The organism is Bacillus altaicus (assembly GCF_042136375.2).
GTDB classification, from domain to species: domain Bacteria; phylum Bacillota; class Bacilli; order Bacillales; family Bacillaceae_G; genus Bacillus_A; species Bacillus_A cereus_U.
Window position 1 is genome coordinate 164,761 of record NZ_CM143394.1, and the last position, 19,525, is coordinate 184,285.

Below are 19,525 nucleotides of genomic sequence, written 5' to 3' on the forward strand. Positions count from 1 at the left end.
AAGATAATTCTTCCCACTTACTCACTGCTTGATAAACCCTTTGTAATGGCGTTTTACTAATTGGCTTTCTAGCTGCTTCATTGTTTCTAAAGCAACGCCGACAACGATTAACATACTCGTTCCACCAATCTGTGCAGATGGAGGAAGATTTCCCAATTTCGTAAAGATAACTGGTAAGATTGCAATCGCTGCTAGGAAAATTGATCCCACAAAGGTCAAACGATACAAGATTTTTGTTAGATATTGTTCTGTATTCTTACCCGGACGAATACCTGGAACATATCCACCTTGCTTGTTTAGATTCTCTGACATTTGCTCTGGATTAACCTGAACAAATGCATAGAAGTATGTGAAGGCCACAATGAGCGCAACATATATGATCATTCCCACTGGGTGAGAATAGTTAAAGTTTGCAATAATCCACTGCGATACATCATGTTTCGGGAAGAACTGTGCAATAGTTGGAGGCGTAATTAAGAATGAAACAGCAAAAATGACTGGAATAACACCCGCACTATTTACCTTAAGTGGTAAATGAGTGTTTTGTGCTCCAGCATGATTCCCATTCCCTCCTGTTACACGCTTCGCGTATTGAATTGGGATCTTTCTAACAGCCTGTTGAATGAAAATAACACCAACAATAACTGCTAGCACAGCTAGTAAAATCAATGCAACTTTAACGATACTCATGAACAATTGATCTCCGATATTTTGAAACTGTTGTTGATACACTTGAGATATAACACTTGGGATCGCCGCGGCAATACCACCAAAGATAAGGATGGAAATACCATTACCTACACCTTTAGATGTAATCTGCTCACCTAACCACATTAAAAATGCAGTACCAGCAGTCAGTACCGTAGCAATGTATAAATAAGTGCTCCAACCTGGATTCAAAATTAATTGCCCACCTACCATACCGTTAAAACCGATTGACATACCAAACCCCTGAATAAACGCAAGAACAATTGTAAAGTAACGCGTGAATTGCGTTAGTTTACGACGGCCCATTTCGCCTTGCTTCGACCATTCCGAAAATTTAGGAACAACATCCATCTGCAATAATTGCACGATGATGGATGCTGTAATATACGGCATGATTCCCATCGCGAAGATGGAGAAGTTCTTCAAGGCGCCACCGCCAAATGTATTTAGGATACCTAAGGCATTTAATTGATCTTGTGCTTTCAGTACGTCTCCATTTGTAAATGGCACTGGGATAAACGTGCCAATCCTGAATACGACTAACATCGCTAAAGTGAATAATATTTTACGTCTTATCTCAGCAACGCGCATAAAGTTGGAGATTGTACGAAACATTAGATCACCTCAACTGATCCGCCAGCTGCTTCAATTGCTTCTTTAGCACTTGAAGAGAACTTGTGCGCTTTAACAGTTAATTTTTTCTCTACTGATCCGCTTGCAAGAATTTTAACACCGTCGTTTAACTTGCTGATAACGCCAGTTTCCAGCAATAATTCAGGTGTTACTTCTGTACCATCTTCAAAACGATTTAACGTTGATAAGTTTACAATAGTAAACTCTTTACGGTTAATGTTTGTGAAGCCGCGTTTTGGTAAACGACGGAATAGTGGAGTTTGACCACCTTCGAAGCCAAGACGAACACCGCCGCCAGAACGTGCGTTTTGTCCTTTATGACCTCTACCAGCAGTTTTACCGTTACCAGAACCGATACCACGGCCCACACGGTTACGTACTTTACGAGAACCTTCTGCAGGTTTTAATTCATGAAGTTTCATTCCCAGGCACCTCCTTATATTAATGAGTTATCCTTAAGCTTCTTTTACAGTTATAAGGTGAGAAACTTTGTTGATCATACCAAGAATAGCAGGAGTTTCTTCCTTAACTACAGTTGAATTCAACTTTTTAAGACCTAAAGCTTCTACCGTCGCACGTTGATCTTGTGGACGACCAATTACACTACGAGTGAGGGTAATTTCTAACTTTTTCGCCATTTGTTTTCCCTCCTTAACCTAGTAGCTCTTCTACAGATTTACCGCGTAATTTTGCAACATCTTCAGCGCGCTTAAGTTCGCTTAATCCGTTCACAGTAGCGCGAATCATGTTGATTGGTGTGTTAGTACCAAGAGATTTCGAAAGAATATCTTGTACACCAGCTAATTCTAGTACCGCACGAACAGGTCCACCAGCAATAACACCAGTACCTTCAGCAGCAGGTTTTAAGAATACTTCACCAGCTCCAAAATGACCGTTGATTGTATGTGGAATTGTTGTACCAACTAATGGTACTGCGATTAGGTTTTTCTTAGCGTCTTCGATAGCTTTACGGATTGCGTCTGGTACCTCTTGTGCTTTACCAGTACCGAATCCAACATGACCGTTTTTATCGCCAACTACAACTAGTGCAGCAAAGCGGAAACGACGACCACCCTTAACAACTTTCGCGACACGATTTATCGTAACTACACGTTCTTCAAGTTCTAATTTACTTGGGTCAATGCGTTGCATCAATTTTCCCTCCTTTGACCATTAAAATTGTAATCCAGCCTCACGAGCAGCTTCAGCTAGAGCTTTAACACGGCCATGGTATAAGTAACCACCGCGATCAAATACTACTTCTTTAACGCCTTTCTCTACAGCACGCTTAGCAACTGATTCTCCAACTTTCGTAGCAGCTTCAGTATTGCTAGTACCGTTAAGAGCAAGGTCTTTATCAAGAGTAGATGCACTTACTAATGTTACACCATTTACATCATCAATAACTTGAGCGTAAATATGTTGGTTAGAACGGTACACGTTTAAACGTGGACGTTCTGCAGTACCAGTAAGTTTAGCACGTACACGTGCATGTCTTTTCTTACGAGTCGCATTTTTAGCAGCTTTAGTGATCATTCTTGTCACTCCTTTCTTTCACCTAACGGGTTTACTTAGCAGTTTTACCTTCTTTACGACGAACAACTTCGCCTTCGTAACGAATACCTTTACCTTTATATGGTTCAGGAGCACGTACAGCACGGATGTTAGCAGCAAATTCGCCAACACGTTGCTTGTCGATACCTTTAATTACGATTTTAGTTGGTACAGGTACTTCAACTTCAAGTCCTGCTTCTGGAGTCATTTCTACTGGATGAGAATAACCTACGCTTAAAACAAGTTTATCACCTTGTTTTTGAGCACGGTAACCAACACCGACTAATTCAAGTCCGCGTGCAAAACCTGTAGTTACACCTTCAACCATGTTTCCGATTAAAGCACGAGTTGTACCGTGTAATGCACGGTGTTCCTTCTGATCAGATGGACGCTCAACTGTTAGTGTATTTTCTTCAATTTTGATAGACATATTAGTTTTGAAAGTACGAGTTAATTCACCTTTAGGGCCTTTTACTGTTACAGTATTGTCTTCTGCAACTGTAATAGTAACACCTGCAGGGATTTCAAGAATCTTTTTACCAATACGAGACATGTGGTCACACCTCCGTTCGTTTTAAATATATATTACCAAACGTATGCTACTACTTCTCCACCAGTTTGTAATTGACGAGCGTCTTTGTCTGTCATTACTCCCTTAGATGTAGAAACAAGAGCGATACCTAATCCGTTAAGTACACGAGGTACTTCATCAGCTTTTGCGTAAACGCGTAAGCCAGGTTTACTGATACGTTTTAATCCAGTGATTACACGTTCATTGTTTGCACCATATTTCAGGAAAATACGAAGGATACCTTGTTTGTTATCCCCGATGTATTCTACATCACGAATGAAACCTTCACGTTTTAAAAGATCAGCGATCTCTTTTTTGATTTTAGAAGCAGGAACCTCTAATTTCTCATGACGTACCATGTTCGCATTACGGATGCGAGTAAGCATGTCTGCAATTGGATCTGTCATCACCATGTGTTTTACCTCCTTCCCATTTGTGGGTTTTACCAACTAGCTTTTTTAACACCAGGAATTTGACCTTTATATGCAAGTTCACGGAAACAAATACGACAAAGCTTAAATTTGCGGTATACAGAATGCGGACGACCGCAGCGTTCGCAACGTGTATACTCTTGTACTTTAAACTTAGGAGTACGCTTTTGTTTCGCGATCATAGATTTTTTAGCCACGTTTTCGCCTCCTCTACTTAGCGTTGGCTTCCATTATTTTTGGAATGGCATACCGAATTGTGTTAAAAGTTCACGAGCTTCTTCATCAGTTTTCGCTGTAGTAACGATTACGATGTCCATACCTCGGACTTTACTTACTTTATCATAATCAATCTCAGGAAAAATTAGTTGCTCTTTAACACCTAATGTGTAGTTCCCACGACCATCAAATGATTTCTTAGAAACACCACGGAAATCACGTACACGTGGTAAAGAAACTGATACTAATTTATCGAAGAACTCATACATTTGCTGACCGCGTAAAGTTACTTTCGCACCGATTGGCATACCTTCACGAAGACGGAAACCAGCGATTGATTTTTTAGCGCGAGTTACAACAGGTTTTTGACCTGCGATTTGAGTTAATTCTTCTACTGCATTGTCTAAAGCTTTTGAGTTAGATACCGCGTCACCAACACCAGTGTTGATTACGATCTTTTCGATTTTCGGTACTTCCATCACAGATTTATAGTTAAACTTGCTCATTAGAGCAGGAGTAATTTCCTTTTGGAACTTCTCTTTAAGGCGATTCAATGAAGTGACCTCCTTTCTTAAGAAAATTATTTATCTAATAATTCACCAGATTTTTTTGCAATACGCACTTTTTTACCATCTTCTACTTTGAAGCCTACGCGAGTAGGTTCGCCTGTTTTCGGATCTAATACCATAACATTAGAAACGTGAATAGGTGCTTCTTTCGTAATAATTCCACCTTGTGGATTTAATTGAGATGGCTTAGAGTGTTTTTTAACGATATTAACACCCTCAACGATAACACGGTTTTGCTTTGGGAAAGCCACAAGGATAACACCTTGTTTTCCTTTGTCTTTACCAGTGATTACCTGAACTTTATCACCTTTTTTTACATGCATCTTAATTCTGCACCTCCTTAGCAAGGCAATACCTTAAATTATAGAACTTCTGGAGCTAAAGAAACGATCTTCATGAAGTTGCTATCACGTAATTCACGAGCTACTGGTCCGAAGATACGAGTACCACGTGGGCTCTTATCGTCTTTGATGATAACCGCTGCGTTTTCATCAAATTTAATGTAAGAACCGTCCGGACGACGAGCTCCGCTCTTCGTACGTACCACTACTGCCTTAACAACGTCACCTTTTTTAACAACGCCACCTGGTGTTGCTTGTTTTACCGTAGCAACGATAATATCACCAATATAAGCATATTTACGACCAGAGCCGCCTAATACTTTAATTGTTAAAAGTTCGCGGGCACCAGAGTTGTCAGCAACTTTCAAACGAGATTCTTGTTGGATCATGTTATGAAACCTCCCTTCGGACTAAAAATTCCGATTCGTCTATTTAGATAACAACCGCTTCTTCAACGATTTCAACTAAACGGAAACGCTTAGTAGCAGAAAGCGGGCGAGTTTCCATGATTTTAACGATATCGCCAAGTTTCGCTTGGTTTTGCTCATCATGGGCTTTATACTTTTTAGAATACTTAACACGTTTTCCGTACAAGGAATGAGTTTTGTAAGTTTCAACTAAAACTGTAATCGTTTTGTCCATTTTGTCAGAAACAACACGACCAGTATAAACTTTGCGTTGGTTACGTTCGCTCACTATGCAAACCTCCCCTCAATTTATCGATTAATTCCGATCTCTCTTTCACAAACTACAGTTTTCATACGAGCAATCGCTTTACGTACTTCACGGATGCGAGTCGGATTCTCTAATTGTCCTGTAGCAAGTTGGAAGCGAAGATTAAACAACTCTTCCTTTAAAGCTTTAACTTTTGTTTCGATTTCGGCAGTGGTTAATTCACGAATATCATTAGTTTTCATTAGATTCACCACCATTTACTTCACGTTTTACGAATTTACATTTAATTGGTAATTTGTGAGCTGCAAGACGTAATGCTTCACGTGCTACCTCTTCAGATACACCCGCAATTTCAAACATAATTTTCCCAGGTTTTACTACTGCTACCCAGCCTTCTGGTGCCCCTTTACCGGAACCCATACGTACTTCTAAAGGTTTTGCAGTGTAAGGTTTAGAAGGGAAAATTTTAATCCATACTTTACCGCCACGTTTCATTTGACGAGTCATTGCACGACGAGCAGCTTCGATTTGACGGTTTGTAATCCATGAAGCAGCTAGTGCTTGTAAACCGAATTCACCAAAAGCGATTTCAGTTCCACCTTTTGCACGACCACGCATTTTACCACGATGCTCTCTACGATATTTTACGCGTTTAGGCATTAACATATTATTTTCCTCCTTCCTCAGAAGCTTTCTTTTTTGTAGGAAGGACTTCTCCACGGTAGATCCATACTTTTACGCCTAATTTACCGTATGTTGTATCAGCTTCAACTGCTGCATAGTCAATATCAGCGCGAAGTGTATGAAGTGGAACAGTTCCTTCACTGTAAGATTCTGCACGAGCGATATCAGCTCCGCCAAGACGACCAGAAACCTGTGTTTTAATACCTTTTGCTCCTGCACGCATAGCACGTTGAATAACTTGCTTTTGTGCACGACGGAATGATACACGGTTTTCTAATTGACGAGCGATGTTTTCGCCTACTAATTTAGCGTTAAGATCAGCTCTCTTAACTTCTAAAATGTTGATGTGTACACGCTTGCCTGTTAATTGGTTAAGAGCTTTACGAAGCGCTTCAACTTCAGTACCACCTTTACCAATTACCATACCAGGTTTCGCAGTGTGAATTGTAACATTTACACGATTTGCTGCACGTTCGATTTCTACTTTAGCAACAGCAGAATCTTTTAAGCGTACAGCAATGTACTCACGGATTTTGATGTCTTCATGTAATAACGTAGCATAATCTTTCTCAGCGAACCAACGAGATTCCCAGTCGCGGATAATACCGACACGAAGACCAATTGGATTAACCTTCTGACCCATCGATTATCCCTCCTTCTTTTCTGATACCACAACTGTGATGTGGCTTGTGCGTTTGTTAATTTGGCTTGCACGACCCATTGCACGTGGACGGAAACGTTTCAACGTTGGACCTTCGTCAACGAAGACTTTTTCAACAACTAGGTTGTTAATATCCATCTCATAATTGTGCTCTGCATTTGCGATTGCAGATTTTAAAACTTTTTCTACAACTGGAGAAGCAGTTTTTGGTGTGTGGTTAAGGATAGCAATCGCTTCACCCACTTGCTTACCTCGGATTAAGTCTACTACTAAACGAACCTTACGAGGAGCAATACGAACTGTTCTCACTACTGCTTTAGCTTGCATTGAAGTGCCTCCTCTCATTATCTTCTAGTTTTCTTATCGTCAGCAAGGTGACCTTTATACGTACGAGTTGGTGCGAATTCACCTAACTTATGGCCAACCATATCCTCAGTGATGTACACAGGTACGTGTTTACGACCATCATATACAGCAATTGTATGTCCGATGAACTGAGGGAAGATTGTTGAACGGCGAGACCAAGTTTTAACAACTTGTTTTTGCTCAGATGCAACTAATTTTTCCATTTTGTTCATTAAGTGATCATCGACAAATGGTCCTTTTTTTAAGCTACGAGCCATTTTGGTGCCTCCCTTCGTGATTGGCGTACGGTTCTTGAAGCGAACCGTACTACAATCCCATTATTTTTTACGACGACGAACGATAAATTTATCAGACGCTTTGTTTTTCTTACGAGTCTTGAATCCAAGAGTTGGTTTACCCCATGGAGACATTGGAGACTTACGTCCGATTGGAGAGCGACCTTCACCACCACCGTGTGGATGATCAACCGGGTTCATTACAGAACCACGAACTGTTGGGCGCTTACCTAACCAGCGAGAGCGACCTGCTTTACCGATTTTGATAAGTTCGTGTTGTTCGTTACCAACTTGACCGATTGAAGCGCGACAAGCAGATAATACTAAACGTACTTCACCAGAAGTTAAACGTACAAGTACGTATTTTCCTTCTTTACCAAGTACTTGAGCAGATGTACCAGCAGAACGAACTAATTGTCCGCCACGACCAGGCTTAAGCTCGATGTTATGAACAACAGTACCTACTGGAATGTTGATTAATGGTAATGCGTTACCGATTTTAATGTCAGCTTCAGGGCCAGACATAATTTCCATACCTACTTCTAAAGTTTTAGGAGCAAGAATGTAACGTTTTTCACCGTCAACGTAATTAATTAATGCGATATTCGCAGAGCGGTTTGGATCATATTCGATCGTAGCAACGCGTCCTGGAATTCCATCTTTGTTACGCTTAAAGTCGATGATACGGTATTGACGCTTATGTCCGCCACCTTGATGACGTACAGTAATTTTACCTTGGTTATTACGACCAGCCTGTTTGCTTAAAGGAGCAAGTAAAGACTTTTCCGGTCTGTCGGTCGTGATTTCAGCGAAATCATTCGTAGTCATGTTACGACGACCGTTAGTAGTTGGATTATACTTTTTAATTCCCATCTCAATTTCCCTCCTTCTTTAGTAAGAATTAAACGCCTTGGAAGATTTCGATTTCTTTGCTGTCAGCAGTTAGCTTAACGATTGCTTTACGACGACGGCTAGTAAAACCAGCGTGACGACCAACGCGTTTTGCTTTCGGCTTGTAGTTCATGATATTTACTTTGTCTACATTAACACCAAAGATCGCTTCTATCGCGTCTTTAACTTCTGTTTTATTAGATTTAACGTCCACGTCGAACGTGTATTTTTTTTCAGCCATCATTTCCATAGAACGTTCAGTGATAACTGGGCGCTTAATGATATCACGAGGATCTCTCATTATGCAAGCACCTCCTCTACTTTTTCCACTGCCGCTTTTGTCATGATTAGCTTATCATGATGAAGCACATCTAGCACATTTACGCCATCAGCAGTGATTACTGTTACTCCTGGGATATTGCGAGCAGATAACTCTACAGATTCGTTTGCATCAGCAGTTACGATAAGAGCTTTCTTCTCAACAGTTAATCCTTTAAGTACTGCTACCATGTCTTTTGTTTTTGGTGCATTTAACACTAGGTCTTCAAGAACTACAATGTTGTTCTCTACTACTTTAGTAGCTAATGCAGATTTGATTGCTAAACGACGAACTTTCTTAGGAAGTTTGTACGCATAGCTTCTTGGTGTAGGTCCGAATACCGTACCACCACCACGCCATTGAGGAGAGCGGATAGAACCTTGACGAGCACGTCCAGTTCCTTTTTGACGCCATGGTTTACGACCACCACCACGAACTTCAGAGCGAGTTTTTACTTTATGTGTACCTTGACGTAAAGATGCACGTTGCATCATTACAGCTTCAAATAGTACAGCTTCATTTGGTTCGATACCGAAAATAGCTTCAGCTAATTCGATTTCACCAACCTGTGAACCAGTTTGGTTATATACAGTAACTTTTGGCATTGGAATTCCTCCTTCCTATTGTGAATTATTTGCTAACCTTCACAGCGCCTTGAACAACTACAAGAGATTTCTTAGCACCTGGAACGTTACCTTTTACTAGTAATAAGTTGCGCTCAGTGTCAACTTGAACGATTTCTAAGTTTTGGATAGTAACTTGGTCTCCACCCATACGTCCAGCAAGTTTTTTGCCTTTGAATACACGGTTCGGAGCAACTGGCCCCATTGAACCTGGACGACGGTGATAGCGAGAACCATGAGACATAGGTCCGCGAGATTGTCCGTGGCGTTTAATAACACCTTGGAAACCTTTACCTTTAGAAATTCCTGTTACGTCAACGATTTCACCTGCAGCGAAAACTTCAACTTTTACCTCTTGACCAACCTCTAATCCGTCCACGTCTGCATCGCGGATTTCGCGAATGAAGCGCTTAGGAGTTGTAGATGCTTTAGCAGTGTGGCCTTGTTCAGGTTTGTTAGTTAACTTTTCACGTTTATCTTCAAATCCTAACTGAATTGCGTTGTAGCCATCAGTTTCAGTTGTTTTCTTTTGAAGAACAACGTTTGGATTAGCAGCGATTACCGTTACTGGGATTAACTCACCGTTCTCAGCAAATACTTGAGTCATACCGATCTTTCTTCCTAAGATTCCTTTGGTCATGAGTTACACCTCCTACATTTTTAAGTTATATAATTTATAATTTGATTTCGATATCTACACCAGATGGTAAGTCTAAACGCATTAATGAATCTACTGTTTGCGGAGTAGGACTCACGATGTCGATTAGACGTTTGTGCGTGCGCATTTCGAATTGTTCACGAGAATCTTTGTACTTATGAACAGCACGAAGAATTGTGTAAATAGTCTTCTCAGTTGGTAATGGGATCGGACCAGAAACTGTTGCCCCAGAACGCTTAGCTGTTTCTACAATTTTCTCAGCTGATTGATCAAGAATACGGTGATCATAAGCTTTTAAACGGATACGAATTTTTTCTTTTGCCATTATTTTCCCTCCTTCGTTCGCCTATTTCTAAAATAGACCTTCTCCATGGAAATTTCCCCACACCATGCCATGGCAAAGCGGCCGGGTGTGTCAGCAACCTTCCACTTCATCGCAGTCAAAGACCAACATTGTCTATTATACAATGTTATTCGTCTAGATGCAAGCATCTTTTTGTTTGCATCTGCTTTTCTCTACTTTTGCTATTATACATGGCACTTTAAAGAATATCAAGTTTTCATCTACTCTTATTTAACTTACAGTTTTTGGGTGTTACTTTCGTTTTATATACTATAGAAGAAACTCATCCAAAAATAGAAAATGCATCTCTTTCTTCTATAGTAATAAGCAATAAAAAAACTCAAGGGAGAATCCCTTGAGTTTTTAATAATCTAATTAAAGACTACTCAGCAACGATTGTAGCAACTACACCGTAACCTACTGTACGTCCACCTTCACGAATAGAGAATTTAGTTCCCTCTTCGATAGCGATTGGAGCGATAAGTTCGATAGTCATTTCGATGTTGTCACCAGGCATTACCATTTCAGTACCTTCTGGTAATTGGATGATACCAGTTACGTCAGTTGTACGGAAGTAGAACTGTGGACGGTAGTTAGCGAAGAATGGAGTATGACGTCCACCTTCTTCTTTAGATAATACGAAAACTTCAGCTTTGAATTTAGCGTGTGCTTTTACAGAGCCAGTTTTAGCAAGAACTTGTCCACGTTGGATGTCTTCACGAGCAACCCCACGAAGTAGAGCACCGATGTTGTCTCCAGCTTGAGCTTGGTCAAGAAGCTTACGGAACATTTCTACACCAGTTACAGTTGTAGTAGCATTCTCTTCAGCAAGACCGATGATTTCTACTACGTCACCAACTTTAACGATTCCACGCTCAACACGACCAGTTGCAACTGTACCACGACCTGTGATAGAGAATACATCCTCGATAGGCATTAAGAATGGTTTGTCAGTTTCACGTTCTGGAGTTGGGATGTAAGCATCAACTTCAGCCATTAATTCGATGATTTTTTCTTCCCACTCAGCTTCTCCTTGAAGAGCTTTAAGAGCAGAACCTTTAATTACAGGAATATCGTCGCCTGGGAATCCGTATTCAGATAATAGGTCGCGAACTTCCATTTCAACTAATTCTAATAATTCTTCGTCGTCTACCATGTCGCATTTGTTTAAGAATACAACGATGTAAGGAACACCTACTTGACGAGAAAGAAGGATGTGCTCACGTGTTTGAGGCATTGGGCCATCAGCAGCAGATACTACTAAGATACCGCCGTCCATTTGAGCAGCACCAGTGATCATGTTTTTAACATAGTCAGCATGACCTGGGCAGTCAACGTGTGCATAGTGACGAGTTTCAGTTTCGTACTCAACGTGTGCAGTTGAGATTGTGATTCCGCGCTCTCTTTCTTCTGGAGCAGCGTCGATTTGATCGTATCCGCGTGCTTCAGCACCACCAGCTTTTGCAAGAACTGTAGTGATCGCAGCAGTTAATGTAGTTTTACCATGGTCAACGTGGCCGATTGTACCGATGTTAACATGGGGTTTAGAACGTTCGAATTTAGCTTTAGCCATTCTAAATTCCTCCTTAGTTTATATAGGTTATTTTATATTTAGACTAGAAAGCGAGACATAAGCCTCACTTTCTAAGCTTACATAAGTAGTTATACTTGAACAATCGATAAAAATCAATTATTCACCTTTATTTTTTTTAATAATTTCTTCTGAAACAGACTTCGGTACTTCTTCATAATGATCAAATGTCATTGAGAATGTTCCGCGTCCTTGAGTGTTAGAACGTAATGCCGTTGCATAACCGAACATTTCAGAAAGTGGAACCATAGCGCGAACAACTTGTGCGTTACCGCGAGCTTCCATACCTTCTACACGGCCACGACGAGATGTTACGTCACCCATAATGTCACCCATGTACTCTTCAGGAATTACAACTTCAACTTTCATCATTGGCTCAAGAATTACTGGGCTACATTTAGAAACCGCAGCTTTAAGCGCCATAGATGCAGCGATTTTGAACGCCATCTCAGAGGAGTCAACATCATGGTAAGATCCGTCAACTAACGCAGCTTTAATGTCAACTAGTGGATAACCAGCTAGTACACCATTTTTAAGTGAGTCTTCAAGACCCGCTCCAACAGCTGGGATGTATTCACGTGGAACTACACCGCCGACAACCTTGTTTTGGAATTCGAATCCTTTACCTTCTTCATTAGGTTCAAACTCAATCCAAACGTGACCGAATTGTCCACGACCACCAGATTGACGAGCGAACTTACCTTCAACTTTCGCAGCAGCGCGGAAAGTCTCACGATATGCTACCTGAGGAGCACCAACGTTTGCTTCCACTTTGAATTCACGGCGCATACGGTCAACGATGATATCAAGGTGAAGTTCACCCATACCAGCGATGATTGTTTGGCCAGTTTCTTGGTCAGTGTGAGCACGGAATGTTGGATCTTCTTCAGAAAGCTTAGATAATGCTGTACCCATTTTATCTTGGTCAGCTTTAGATTTCGGTTCGATAGCTACAGAGATAACTGGCTCTGGGAATTCCATAGACTCAAGGATAACAAGGCTCTTCTCGTCACAAAGAGTATCACCAGTAGTAGTATCTTTTAAACCTACAGCAGCAGCGATATCACCAGCGTAAACTGTTGAAATCTCTTCACGGCTGTTAGCGTGCATTTGTAGGATACGACCTACACGCTCACGCTTACCTTTAGTTGAATTTCTCACGTATGATCCAGCATTTAACACACCAGAGTACACACGGAAGAACGTTAATTTACCAACATAAGGGTCAGTCATGATTTTGAATGCTAGAGCTGCGAATGGTTCTTCATCGCTAGACTTACGCTCGATAGCTTCTTCTGTATCCGGAAGAGTACCTTTAATAGCAGGTACATCTAATGGAGATGGTAGGTAGTCAATAACTGCGTCTAACAGAATTTGAACACCTTTATTTTTGAATGCAGAACCACAGATTACTGGGAAGAATTCAACAGAAGTTGTAGCCTTACGGATACCAGCTTTAAGCTCTTCTACAGTGATTTCTTCACCTTCTAGGTACTTCATCATCATTTCTTCATCAAGCTCAGCTACCGCTTCAATAAGTTTTCCACGGTATTCTTCAGCTAATTCTTTGTGCTCTTCAGGAATTTCAACACGCTCGATGTCTGTTCCTAAATCGTTACTGTACATGTAAGCACACTCTTCAACAAGGTCAATGATACCATTGAACTCGTCTTCAGCACCGATTGGTAACTGAATTGGATGTGCGTTTGCTTGTAAACGATCGTGGATTGTTCCTACAGAGTATAAGAAATCTGCACCAATCTTATCCATTTTGTTAACGAATACGATACGAGGTACACCATAAGTAGTAGCCTGACGCCAAACAGTTTCTGTTTGTGGTTCTACACCAGATTGTGCATCAAGTACTGCTACTGCACCATCAAGTACGCGTAAAGAACGTTCTACTTCTACTGTGAAATCTACGTGTCCTGGAGTGTCAATGATATTTACACGGTGACCTTTCCATTGTGCTGTAGTTGCAGCAGAAGTAATTGTGATACCACGTTCTTGCTCTTGCTCCATCCAGTCCATCTGAGATGCACCTTCATGAGTTTCACCGATTTTATGAATACGTCCTGTGTAATACAGAATACGCTCAGTTGCTGTTGTTTTACCAGCATCGATGTGAGCCATGATACCAATATTACGAGTGTTTCCTAAAGAGAACTCTCTAGTCATTTGGTGTCTTGCTCCTTCCATATATGGATTGGATTATTTTATTTTAAGTAGCAAAAAAGCCACTTTATATTGTTACATATGCCAGTGTCCAGTACCCTCATTATGTAAAACGAGCGCCCAACGAAAGGGAGAGGCATTCTCCCTCTCCACACTTCCATAAGCGACAAATAAAGCGGTTTATGCTTACATTTATTTTACGTTGAATCCTACCAACGGTAATGAGCAAATGCTTTGTTAGCTTCTGCCATTTTATGAGTGTCTTCACGTTTCTTAACAGCTGCACCAGCGTTGTTAGATGCATCTAAGATTTCGTAAGCTAGACGCTCTTCCATAGTTTTTTCACCACGAAGACGAGCATAGTTTACTAACCAGCGAAGACCTAAAGTTGTACGGCGTTCTGGACGAACCTCAACTGGAACTTGGTAGTTAGCACCACCAACACGACGAGCGCGTACTTCAAGAACAGGCATGATGTTCTTAAGAGCTTGCTCGAATACTTCCATTGGTTCTTTATCTGAACGTTCACGAACGATATCGAAAGCGTTATAAAGAATTGTTTGAGATTTACCTTTTTTACCGTCAACCATCATTTTGTTGATTAGGCGTGTTACAAGTTTAGAATTGTACATTGGATCTGGTAACACGTCACGTTTCGCAACAGGACCTTTACGAGGCATATTGAGTTCCTCCTTTCATTATAAGTTTATTATTTTTTAGCAGGTTTTGGTCGCTTAGTACCATATTTAGAACGTCCTTGCATACGTTTGTCAACACCAGCTGTATCAAGTGCACCACGAACGATGTGGTAACGTACCCCTGGTAAATCCTTTACTCGACCACCGCGAATTAATACTACGCTATGCTCTTGTAGGTTATGACCGATACCTGGGATGTAAGCTGTAACTTCAATACCATTTGTTAAACGTACACGAGCGTATTTACGTAACGCTGAGTTAGGTTTCTTCGGAGTCATTGTACCAACACGAGTACACACACCACGTTTTTGAGGTGCAGAGATATCAGTTGATTTTTTCTTTAAAGAATTAAAACCTTTGTTTAACGCAGGTGATTTAGACTTCCATACTTTATCAGTACGACCATTTCTCACTAATTGGTTAATAGTAGGCATTTGTTTATCCTCCCTTCGCATGTTTGTATGACCACATATCCAGGTGGTTCATTATTAGTTGAAAACAAAGTTTTTGCAAGGAAGAGCAAATGCTCTCTCCTCACAAAAACAGTTTTAACTTATTATTCCTATTGCTGAAGCTCCCACTTGAATCCCCGAAACTTTTCCAAGCTTACGAACTGATTCAACTTTGGTTATGGGTATGTTATGTTGCAAGGCAGTACGAATGATAACATGGGTTAACCGCACATCAGCATCTTCCGCAATAACAACTTCTTTAACTATACCATTTTTGATTGCTTCCAATGTTCGTTTATGACCAACGACTACATTTTCAGCATTTGACACTTTTTGATAAGACATATAAATATCCTCCAAAGCATCGTTCAGGAGCAACCTTGATTATAGTAACATTTTGTCTCATACAATGTCAACTAGGATTAGCTGTTTTTATACAAAATTTACGACGGAAAATTTTACTGTTCCACATAAACTTCATCGTTTTCTACATTCATGTTATCTTGTGTTGTTTTTACAAGATCCACTTGGCGATAACGATTCATACCTGTTCCAGCAGGAACAAGCTTACCGATAATAACATTCTCTTTCAATCCTAGAAGCTCATCGCGTTTACCCTTAATTGCTGCATCTGTTAGAACACGAGTTGTTTCTTGGAACGATGCTGCAGATAAGAACGAATCAGTTTCAAGTGAAGCTTTAGTAATACCAAGTAGAACCGGTCTAGCTGTTGCTGGTTGTTTACCTTTCAGTAACACCTTCGCATTCGCATCAGTAAACTGATGGATGTCTAGTAATGTTCCTGGTAATACATCTGTTTCACCCGCATCACTTACACGAACTTTACGTAGCATTTGACGTACCATTACTTCTACGTGTTTGTCACCAATTTCTACCCCTTGCATACGGTATACTTTTTGAACTTCACGTAATAAGTATTCTTGAACTGCTGTAATATCCGTTACTTTTAGTAATTCCTTCGGATCAATAGAACCTTCTGTTAACTCTTTACCGTGGCTAATTGGCTGTCCTAGAGTTACTTTCAGACGAGCACCGTAAGGGATAGCATACGTACGAGCTTCAACTTCACCCTGTACAACTACTTCTTGGCGATCTTTAACATCGTTGATCGCTGCGATAACACCGTCGATTTCACTGATAACTGCCTGACCTTTCGGATTACGAGCTTCGAAGATCTCTTGGATACGAGGTAAACCTTGTGTGATATCATCTCCGGCAACCCCACCTGTATGGAACGTACGCATCGTTAACTGTGTACCTGGCTCACCGATAGATTGAGCTGCGATAATACCTACCGCCTCTCCTACTTCTACGTCTGTACCAGTTGCTAAGTTACGACCGTAACACTTCTTACATACACCATGGCGAGTATTACACGTAAACGCTGAACGAATATTTACAGTTTCAACACCCGACTTTTCAACGATATAAGCAATATCTTCAGTAATTAATTGATTTTCAGCAATTAATACTTCACCTGTTTCAGGATGTTTTACAGTTTTTCTCGCAAAACGTCCAACAAGACGATCATATAGTGACTCAATAACTTCATTACCCTCTTTAATCGCACCAATTAGTAAACCACGATCTGTTCCACAATCATCTTGACGAACAATTACATCTTGTGCAACGTCTACAAGACGACGTGTTAAGTAACCAGAATCGGCAGTTTTAAGTGCTGTATCGGCAAGACCTTTACGCGCACCATGCGTAGAGATGAAGTACTCAAGCACTGTTAAACCTTCACGGAAACTTGATTTGATCGGAAGCTCAATGATACGACCAGATGGATTGGCCATCAGACCACGCATACCAGCAAGCTGAGTAAAGTTCGATGCGTTACCACGGGCACCGGAATCACTCATCATGAAGATTGGGTTGCGTTTATTCAAGGATTTCATCAGTTTTCCTTGGATAACATCTTTTGCATTACTCCAAATAGAGATAACGCGATCGTAACGTTCTTCTTCCGTGATTAAACCGCGACGGAATTGTTTAATTACATTATCTACTTTTGCTTGTGCTTCATGGAGAATTTCATTTTTTTCGCCTAATACAAGAATGTCTGATACCCCAACTGTAATACCAGCTTTTGTAGAGTATTTAAATCCTAAGTTTTTCATACGGTCAAGCATGCGAGATGTTTCCGTAATTTGGAAACGTTTGAATACTTCCGCAATAATATTACCAAGGATTTTCTTGCTAAATGGCGCCACTTCTTCGCGACTAGCAATAATTTCTTTAATGTTCGCACCTTTTTCAACGAAATATTCCGCTGGTGTTTCTTTTTCAAGGTTTGAGTTTGTTGGTTCATTAATATAAGGGAACGACTCTGGTAAGATTTCGTTAAATATTAATTTACCAACTGTTGTTAATAGAAGCTTACTCTTTTGCTCTTCAGTAAACGTTACATTATTTACCGAACTCGCAGCAACTGCAACACGTGTGTGCAGATGTACATATCCATTTTGGTATGCAAGTATTGCTTCGTTTGCATCTTTGAAGACCATACCTTCACCGATTGCACCCTCGCGCTCAAGTGTTAAGTAATAGTTACCTAATACCATATCCTGAGATGGAGTAACAACTGGTTTTCCGTCTTTTGGATTCAAGATGTTTTGTGCCGCTAACATAAGAATACGAGCTTCTGCTTGTGCCTCTGATGATAACGGAACGTGAACCGCCATTTGGTCACCGTCAAAGTCCGCGTTGTATGCAGTACATACAAGTGGGTGAAGACGGATTGCACGACCTTCTACTAGTGTAGGTTCAAACGCCTGGATACCAAGACGGTGAAGTGTTGGTGCGCGGTTTAGAAGTACTGGATGCTCTTTGATCACAGATTCTAAAACGTCCCAAACTTCAGGGTGTACACGCTCGATTTTACGTTTAGCACTCTTAATGTTGTGTGCTAATCCTTTTCCAACTAACTCTTTCATAACGAAAGGTTTAAACAATTCAAGTGCCATTTCTTTCGGCAATCCACATTGGTACATCTTTAAGTTCGGTCCTACAACGATTACAGAACGGCCAGAGTAGTCAACACGTTTACCTAATAAGTTTTGACGGAAACGTCCTTGTTTACCTTTAAGCATGTGAGATAGTGATTTTAATGGACGGTTACCTGGTCCAGTAACTGGACGGCCGCGGCGACCATTATCGATTAATGCGTCTACAGCTTCTTGTAACATACGTTTTTCGTTTTGAACGATGATGCTTGGTGCACCTAAGTCCAATAGACGTTTTAAACGGTTGTTACGGTTAATTACACGACGATATAAGTCGTTTAAGTCAGAAGTAGCAAAACGTCCACCATCTAACTGTACCATCGGGCGTAGTTCTGGTGGGATAACTGGAAGAACCTCTAAGATCATCCAAGATGGGTGATTTCCAGAGTTACGGAATGCTTCTAATACTTCTAGACGTTTAATAGCACGAGTACGGCGTTGTCCTTGTGCTGTTTTTAATTCTTCCTTTAAGAAGTCTACTTCTTTATCTAAATCGATGTCTTGCAGTAATTTTTTAATCGCTTCTGCACCCATAGCAGCATGGAATGTACTGCCATATCGATCACGATATGCACGGTATTCTTTTTCAGAAAGTAATTGCTTCTTATCAAGTGGTGTATCTCCACTTTCTGTTACAACATAAGAAGCGAAATAAATTACTTCTTCAAGCGCGCGAGGGGACATGTCTAAGACAAGTCCCATGCGGCTCGGGATACCTTTGAAATACCAAATATGAGATACAGGAGCAGCTAATTCGATATGACCCATACGTTCACGACGAACTTTTGCACGCGTTACTTCAACGCCACATCGATCACAAACTACACCTTTATAACGTACACGTTTATATTTTCCGCAATGACATTCCCAGTCCTTTTGTGGTCCGAAAATACGCTCACAGAACAAGCCATCTTTTTCAGGCTTTAACGTACGATAGTTAATTGTTTCTGGTTTCTTAACTTCACCGTATGACCAAGAACGAATCTTGTCAGGTGAAGCAAGTCCAATCTTCATATATTCAAAGTTATTTACATCTATCAAGGGGCCTACCTCCCTTTTAGT

The 19,525-nt window shown here is 40.7% G+C and carries 28 protein-coding genes; all 28 read right to left on the reverse strand.

Translation table 11 applies throughout. The features are described from left to right. Positions 1-21: 21 nt before the first annotated feature. Positions 22-1,323, reverse strand: a complete 1,302-nt coding sequence (secY, locus tag ACE38F_RS00875) for a preprotein translocase subunit SecY (RefSeq protein ID WP_002091534.1) — start codon at positions 1,321-1,323, stop codon at positions 22-24. Further along, a complete protein-coding gene (rplO, locus tag ACE38F_RS00880; protein ID WP_375371347.1) occupies positions 1,323-1,763 on the reverse strand; it encodes a 50S ribosomal protein L15 in 441 nt (146 codons plus the stop codon). Before rplO ends, secY begins: the two co-directional genes overlap by 1 nt. Before the next feature lie 33 nt (positions 1,764-1,796). Continuing rightward, positions 1,797-1,979, reverse strand: a complete 183-nt coding sequence (rpmD, locus tag ACE38F_RS00885) for a 50S ribosomal protein L30 (protein WP_001085231.1) — start codon at positions 1,977-1,979, stop codon at positions 1,797-1,799. Between the two features lie 13 nt (positions 1,980-1,992). Further along, positions 1,993-2,493, reverse strand: coding sequence for a 30S ribosomal protein S5 (gene rpsE, locus ACE38F_RS00890; RefSeq protein ID WP_002063426.1), 501 nt, complete (start codon positions 2,491-2,493; stop codon positions 1,993-1,995). A 21-nt stretch (positions 2,494-2,514) separates the two neighbouring features. Then, a complete protein-coding gene (rplR, locus tag ACE38F_RS00895; protein WP_002009761.1) occupies positions 2,515-2,877 on the reverse strand; it encodes a 50S ribosomal protein L18 in 363 nt (120 codons plus the stop codon). 31 nt (positions 2,878-2,908) lie between these two features. Continuing rightward, positions 2,909-3,448: a 50S ribosomal protein L6 gene (gene rplF / locus ACE38F_RS00900; protein WP_002091531.1), complete on the reverse strand. Its 540-nt coding sequence runs from the start codon at positions 3,446-3,448 to the stop codon at positions 2,909-2,911. Positions 3,449-3,480: 32 nt separating this feature from the next. Further along, positions 3,481-3,879: a 30S ribosomal protein S8 gene (rpsH, locus tag ACE38F_RS00905; protein WP_002091529.1), complete on the reverse strand. Its 399-nt coding sequence runs from the start codon at positions 3,877-3,879 to the stop codon at positions 3,481-3,483. Positions 3,880-3,908: 29 nt separating this feature from the next. Continuing rightward, the gene (gene rpsN, locus ACE38F_RS00910) at positions 3,909-4,094 is read right to left on the reverse strand and encodes a 30S ribosomal protein S14 (RefSeq protein WP_001085700.1); all 186 of its coding nucleotides are present in this window, start codon (positions 4,092-4,094) and stop codon (positions 3,909-3,911) included. Positions 4,095-4,127: 33 nt separating this feature from the next. Next, a complete protein-coding gene (rplE, locus tag ACE38F_RS00915; RefSeq protein WP_002091528.1) occupies positions 4,128-4,667 on the reverse strand; it encodes a 50S ribosomal protein L5 in 540 nt (179 codons plus the stop codon). A 26-nt stretch (positions 4,668-4,693) separates the two neighbouring features. Beyond that, entirely contained in the window at positions 4,694-5,005 is a 312-nt protein-coding gene (rplX, locus tag ACE38F_RS00920) for a 50S ribosomal protein L24 (protein ID WP_000558201.1), read from the reverse strand. A gap of 38 nt (positions 5,006-5,043) precedes the next feature. Beyond that, positions 5,044-5,412 (reverse strand): 50S ribosomal protein L14, encoded by a 369-nt coding sequence (rplN, locus tag ACE38F_RS00925; RefSeq protein ID WP_002063420.1) that lies wholly within the window; start codon positions 5,410-5,412, stop codon positions 5,044-5,046. Between the two features lie 43 nt (positions 5,413-5,455). Then, the gene (gene rpsQ, locus ACE38F_RS00930; RefSeq protein WP_002091526.1) at positions 5,456-5,719 is read right to left on the reverse strand and encodes a 30S ribosomal protein S17; all 264 of its coding nucleotides are present in this window, start codon (positions 5,717-5,719) and stop codon (positions 5,456-5,458) included. A 20-nt stretch (positions 5,720-5,739) separates the two neighbouring features. Continuing rightward, a complete protein-coding gene (rpmC, locus tag ACE38F_RS00935; protein ID WP_002091523.1) occupies positions 5,740-5,940 on the reverse strand; it encodes a 50S ribosomal protein L29 in 201 nt (66 codons plus the stop codon). Continuing rightward, on the reverse strand, positions 5,930-6,364 hold the full coding sequence (rplP, locus tag ACE38F_RS00940) for a 50S ribosomal protein L16 (RefSeq protein WP_215554965.1): 435 nt from the start codon (positions 6,362-6,364) through the stop codon (positions 5,930-5,932). The genes rpmC and rplP overlap by 11 nt, the downstream gene beginning before the upstream one ends. 1 nt (position 6,365) lies before the next feature. Next, positions 6,366-7,025, reverse strand: coding sequence for a 30S ribosomal protein S3 (gene rpsC / locus ACE38F_RS00945; protein WP_341307900.1), 660 nt, complete (start codon positions 7,023-7,025; stop codon positions 6,366-6,368). Between the two features lie 3 nt (positions 7,026-7,028). After that, on the reverse strand, positions 7,029-7,370 hold the full coding sequence (rplV, locus tag ACE38F_RS00950) for a 50S ribosomal protein L22 (protein WP_002009773.1): 342 nt from the start codon (positions 7,368-7,370) through the stop codon (positions 7,029-7,031). Between the two features lie 17 nt (positions 7,371-7,387). Beyond that, complete coding sequence (gene rpsS / locus ACE38F_RS00955; RefSeq protein WP_000124452.1) at positions 7,388-7,666, reverse strand: 30S ribosomal protein S19; 279 nt, start codon at positions 7,664-7,666, stop codon at positions 7,388-7,390. A 60-nt stretch (positions 7,667-7,726) separates the two neighbouring features. After that, positions 7,727-8,557 carry a 50S ribosomal protein L2 gene (gene rplB, locus ACE38F_RS00960; RefSeq protein WP_002091520.1) on the reverse strand — a complete coding sequence of 277 codons (831 nt, stop codon included), beginning with the start codon at positions 8,555-8,557 and terminating at the stop codon, positions 7,727-7,729. 28 nt (positions 8,558-8,585) lie between these two features. Further along, positions 8,586-8,876, reverse strand: a complete 291-nt coding sequence (rplW, locus tag ACE38F_RS00965; protein ID WP_001205557.1) for a 50S ribosomal protein L23 — start codon at positions 8,874-8,876, stop codon at positions 8,586-8,588. Further along, complete coding sequence (rplD, locus tag ACE38F_RS00970; protein WP_001127261.1) at positions 8,876-9,499, reverse strand: 50S ribosomal protein L4; 624 nt, start codon at positions 9,497-9,499, stop codon at positions 8,876-8,878. Before rplD ends, rplW begins: the two co-directional genes overlap by 1 nt. Before the next feature lie 25 nt (positions 9,500-9,524). Continuing rightward, a complete protein-coding gene (gene rplC, locus ACE38F_RS00975) occupies positions 9,525-10,157 on the reverse strand; it encodes a 50S ribosomal protein L3 (RefSeq protein WP_000160209.1) in 633 nt (210 codons plus the stop codon). A 34-nt stretch (positions 10,158-10,191) separates the two neighbouring features. Then, a complete protein-coding gene (rpsJ, locus tag ACE38F_RS00980) occupies positions 10,192-10,500 on the reverse strand; it encodes a 30S ribosomal protein S10 (protein ID WP_001040595.1) in 309 nt (102 codons plus the stop codon). 400 nt (positions 10,501-10,900) lie between these two features. After that, the gene (gene tuf / locus ACE38F_RS00985; protein WP_002091518.1) at positions 10,901-12,091 is read right to left on the reverse strand and encodes an elongation factor Tu; all 1,191 of its coding nucleotides are present in this window, start codon (positions 12,089-12,091) and stop codon (positions 10,901-10,903) included. A gap of 117 nt (positions 12,092-12,208) precedes the next feature. Next, complete coding sequence (fusA, locus tag ACE38F_RS00990; RefSeq protein WP_215554963.1) at positions 12,209-14,287, reverse strand: elongation factor G; 2,079 nt, start codon at positions 14,285-14,287, stop codon at positions 12,209-12,211. A 206-nt stretch (positions 14,288-14,493) separates the two neighbouring features. Continuing rightward, positions 14,494-14,964 carry a 30S ribosomal protein S7 gene (gene rpsG / locus ACE38F_RS00995; protein ID WP_002091511.1) on the reverse strand — a complete coding sequence of 157 codons (471 nt, stop codon included), beginning with the start codon at positions 14,962-14,964 and terminating at the stop codon, positions 14,494-14,496. A 29-nt stretch (positions 14,965-14,993) separates the two neighbouring features. Then, a complete protein-coding gene (gene rpsL / locus ACE38F_RS01000; RefSeq protein ID WP_001142341.1) occupies positions 14,994-15,416 on the reverse strand; it encodes a 30S ribosomal protein S12 in 423 nt (140 codons plus the stop codon). Positions 15,417-15,530: 114 nt separating this feature from the next. Then, complete coding sequence (locus ACE38F_RS01005) at positions 15,531-15,779, reverse strand: 50S ribosomal protein L7ae-like protein (protein WP_000121833.1); 249 nt, start codon at positions 15,777-15,779, stop codon at positions 15,531-15,533. A 113-nt stretch (positions 15,780-15,892) separates the two neighbouring features. Beyond that, positions 15,893-19,504, reverse strand: coding sequence for a DNA-directed RNA polymerase subunit beta' (gene rpoC, locus ACE38F_RS01010; protein WP_341307902.1), 3,612 nt, complete (start codon positions 19,502-19,504; stop codon positions 15,893-15,895). Between the last annotated feature and the right edge of the window lie 21 nt (positions 19,505-19,525).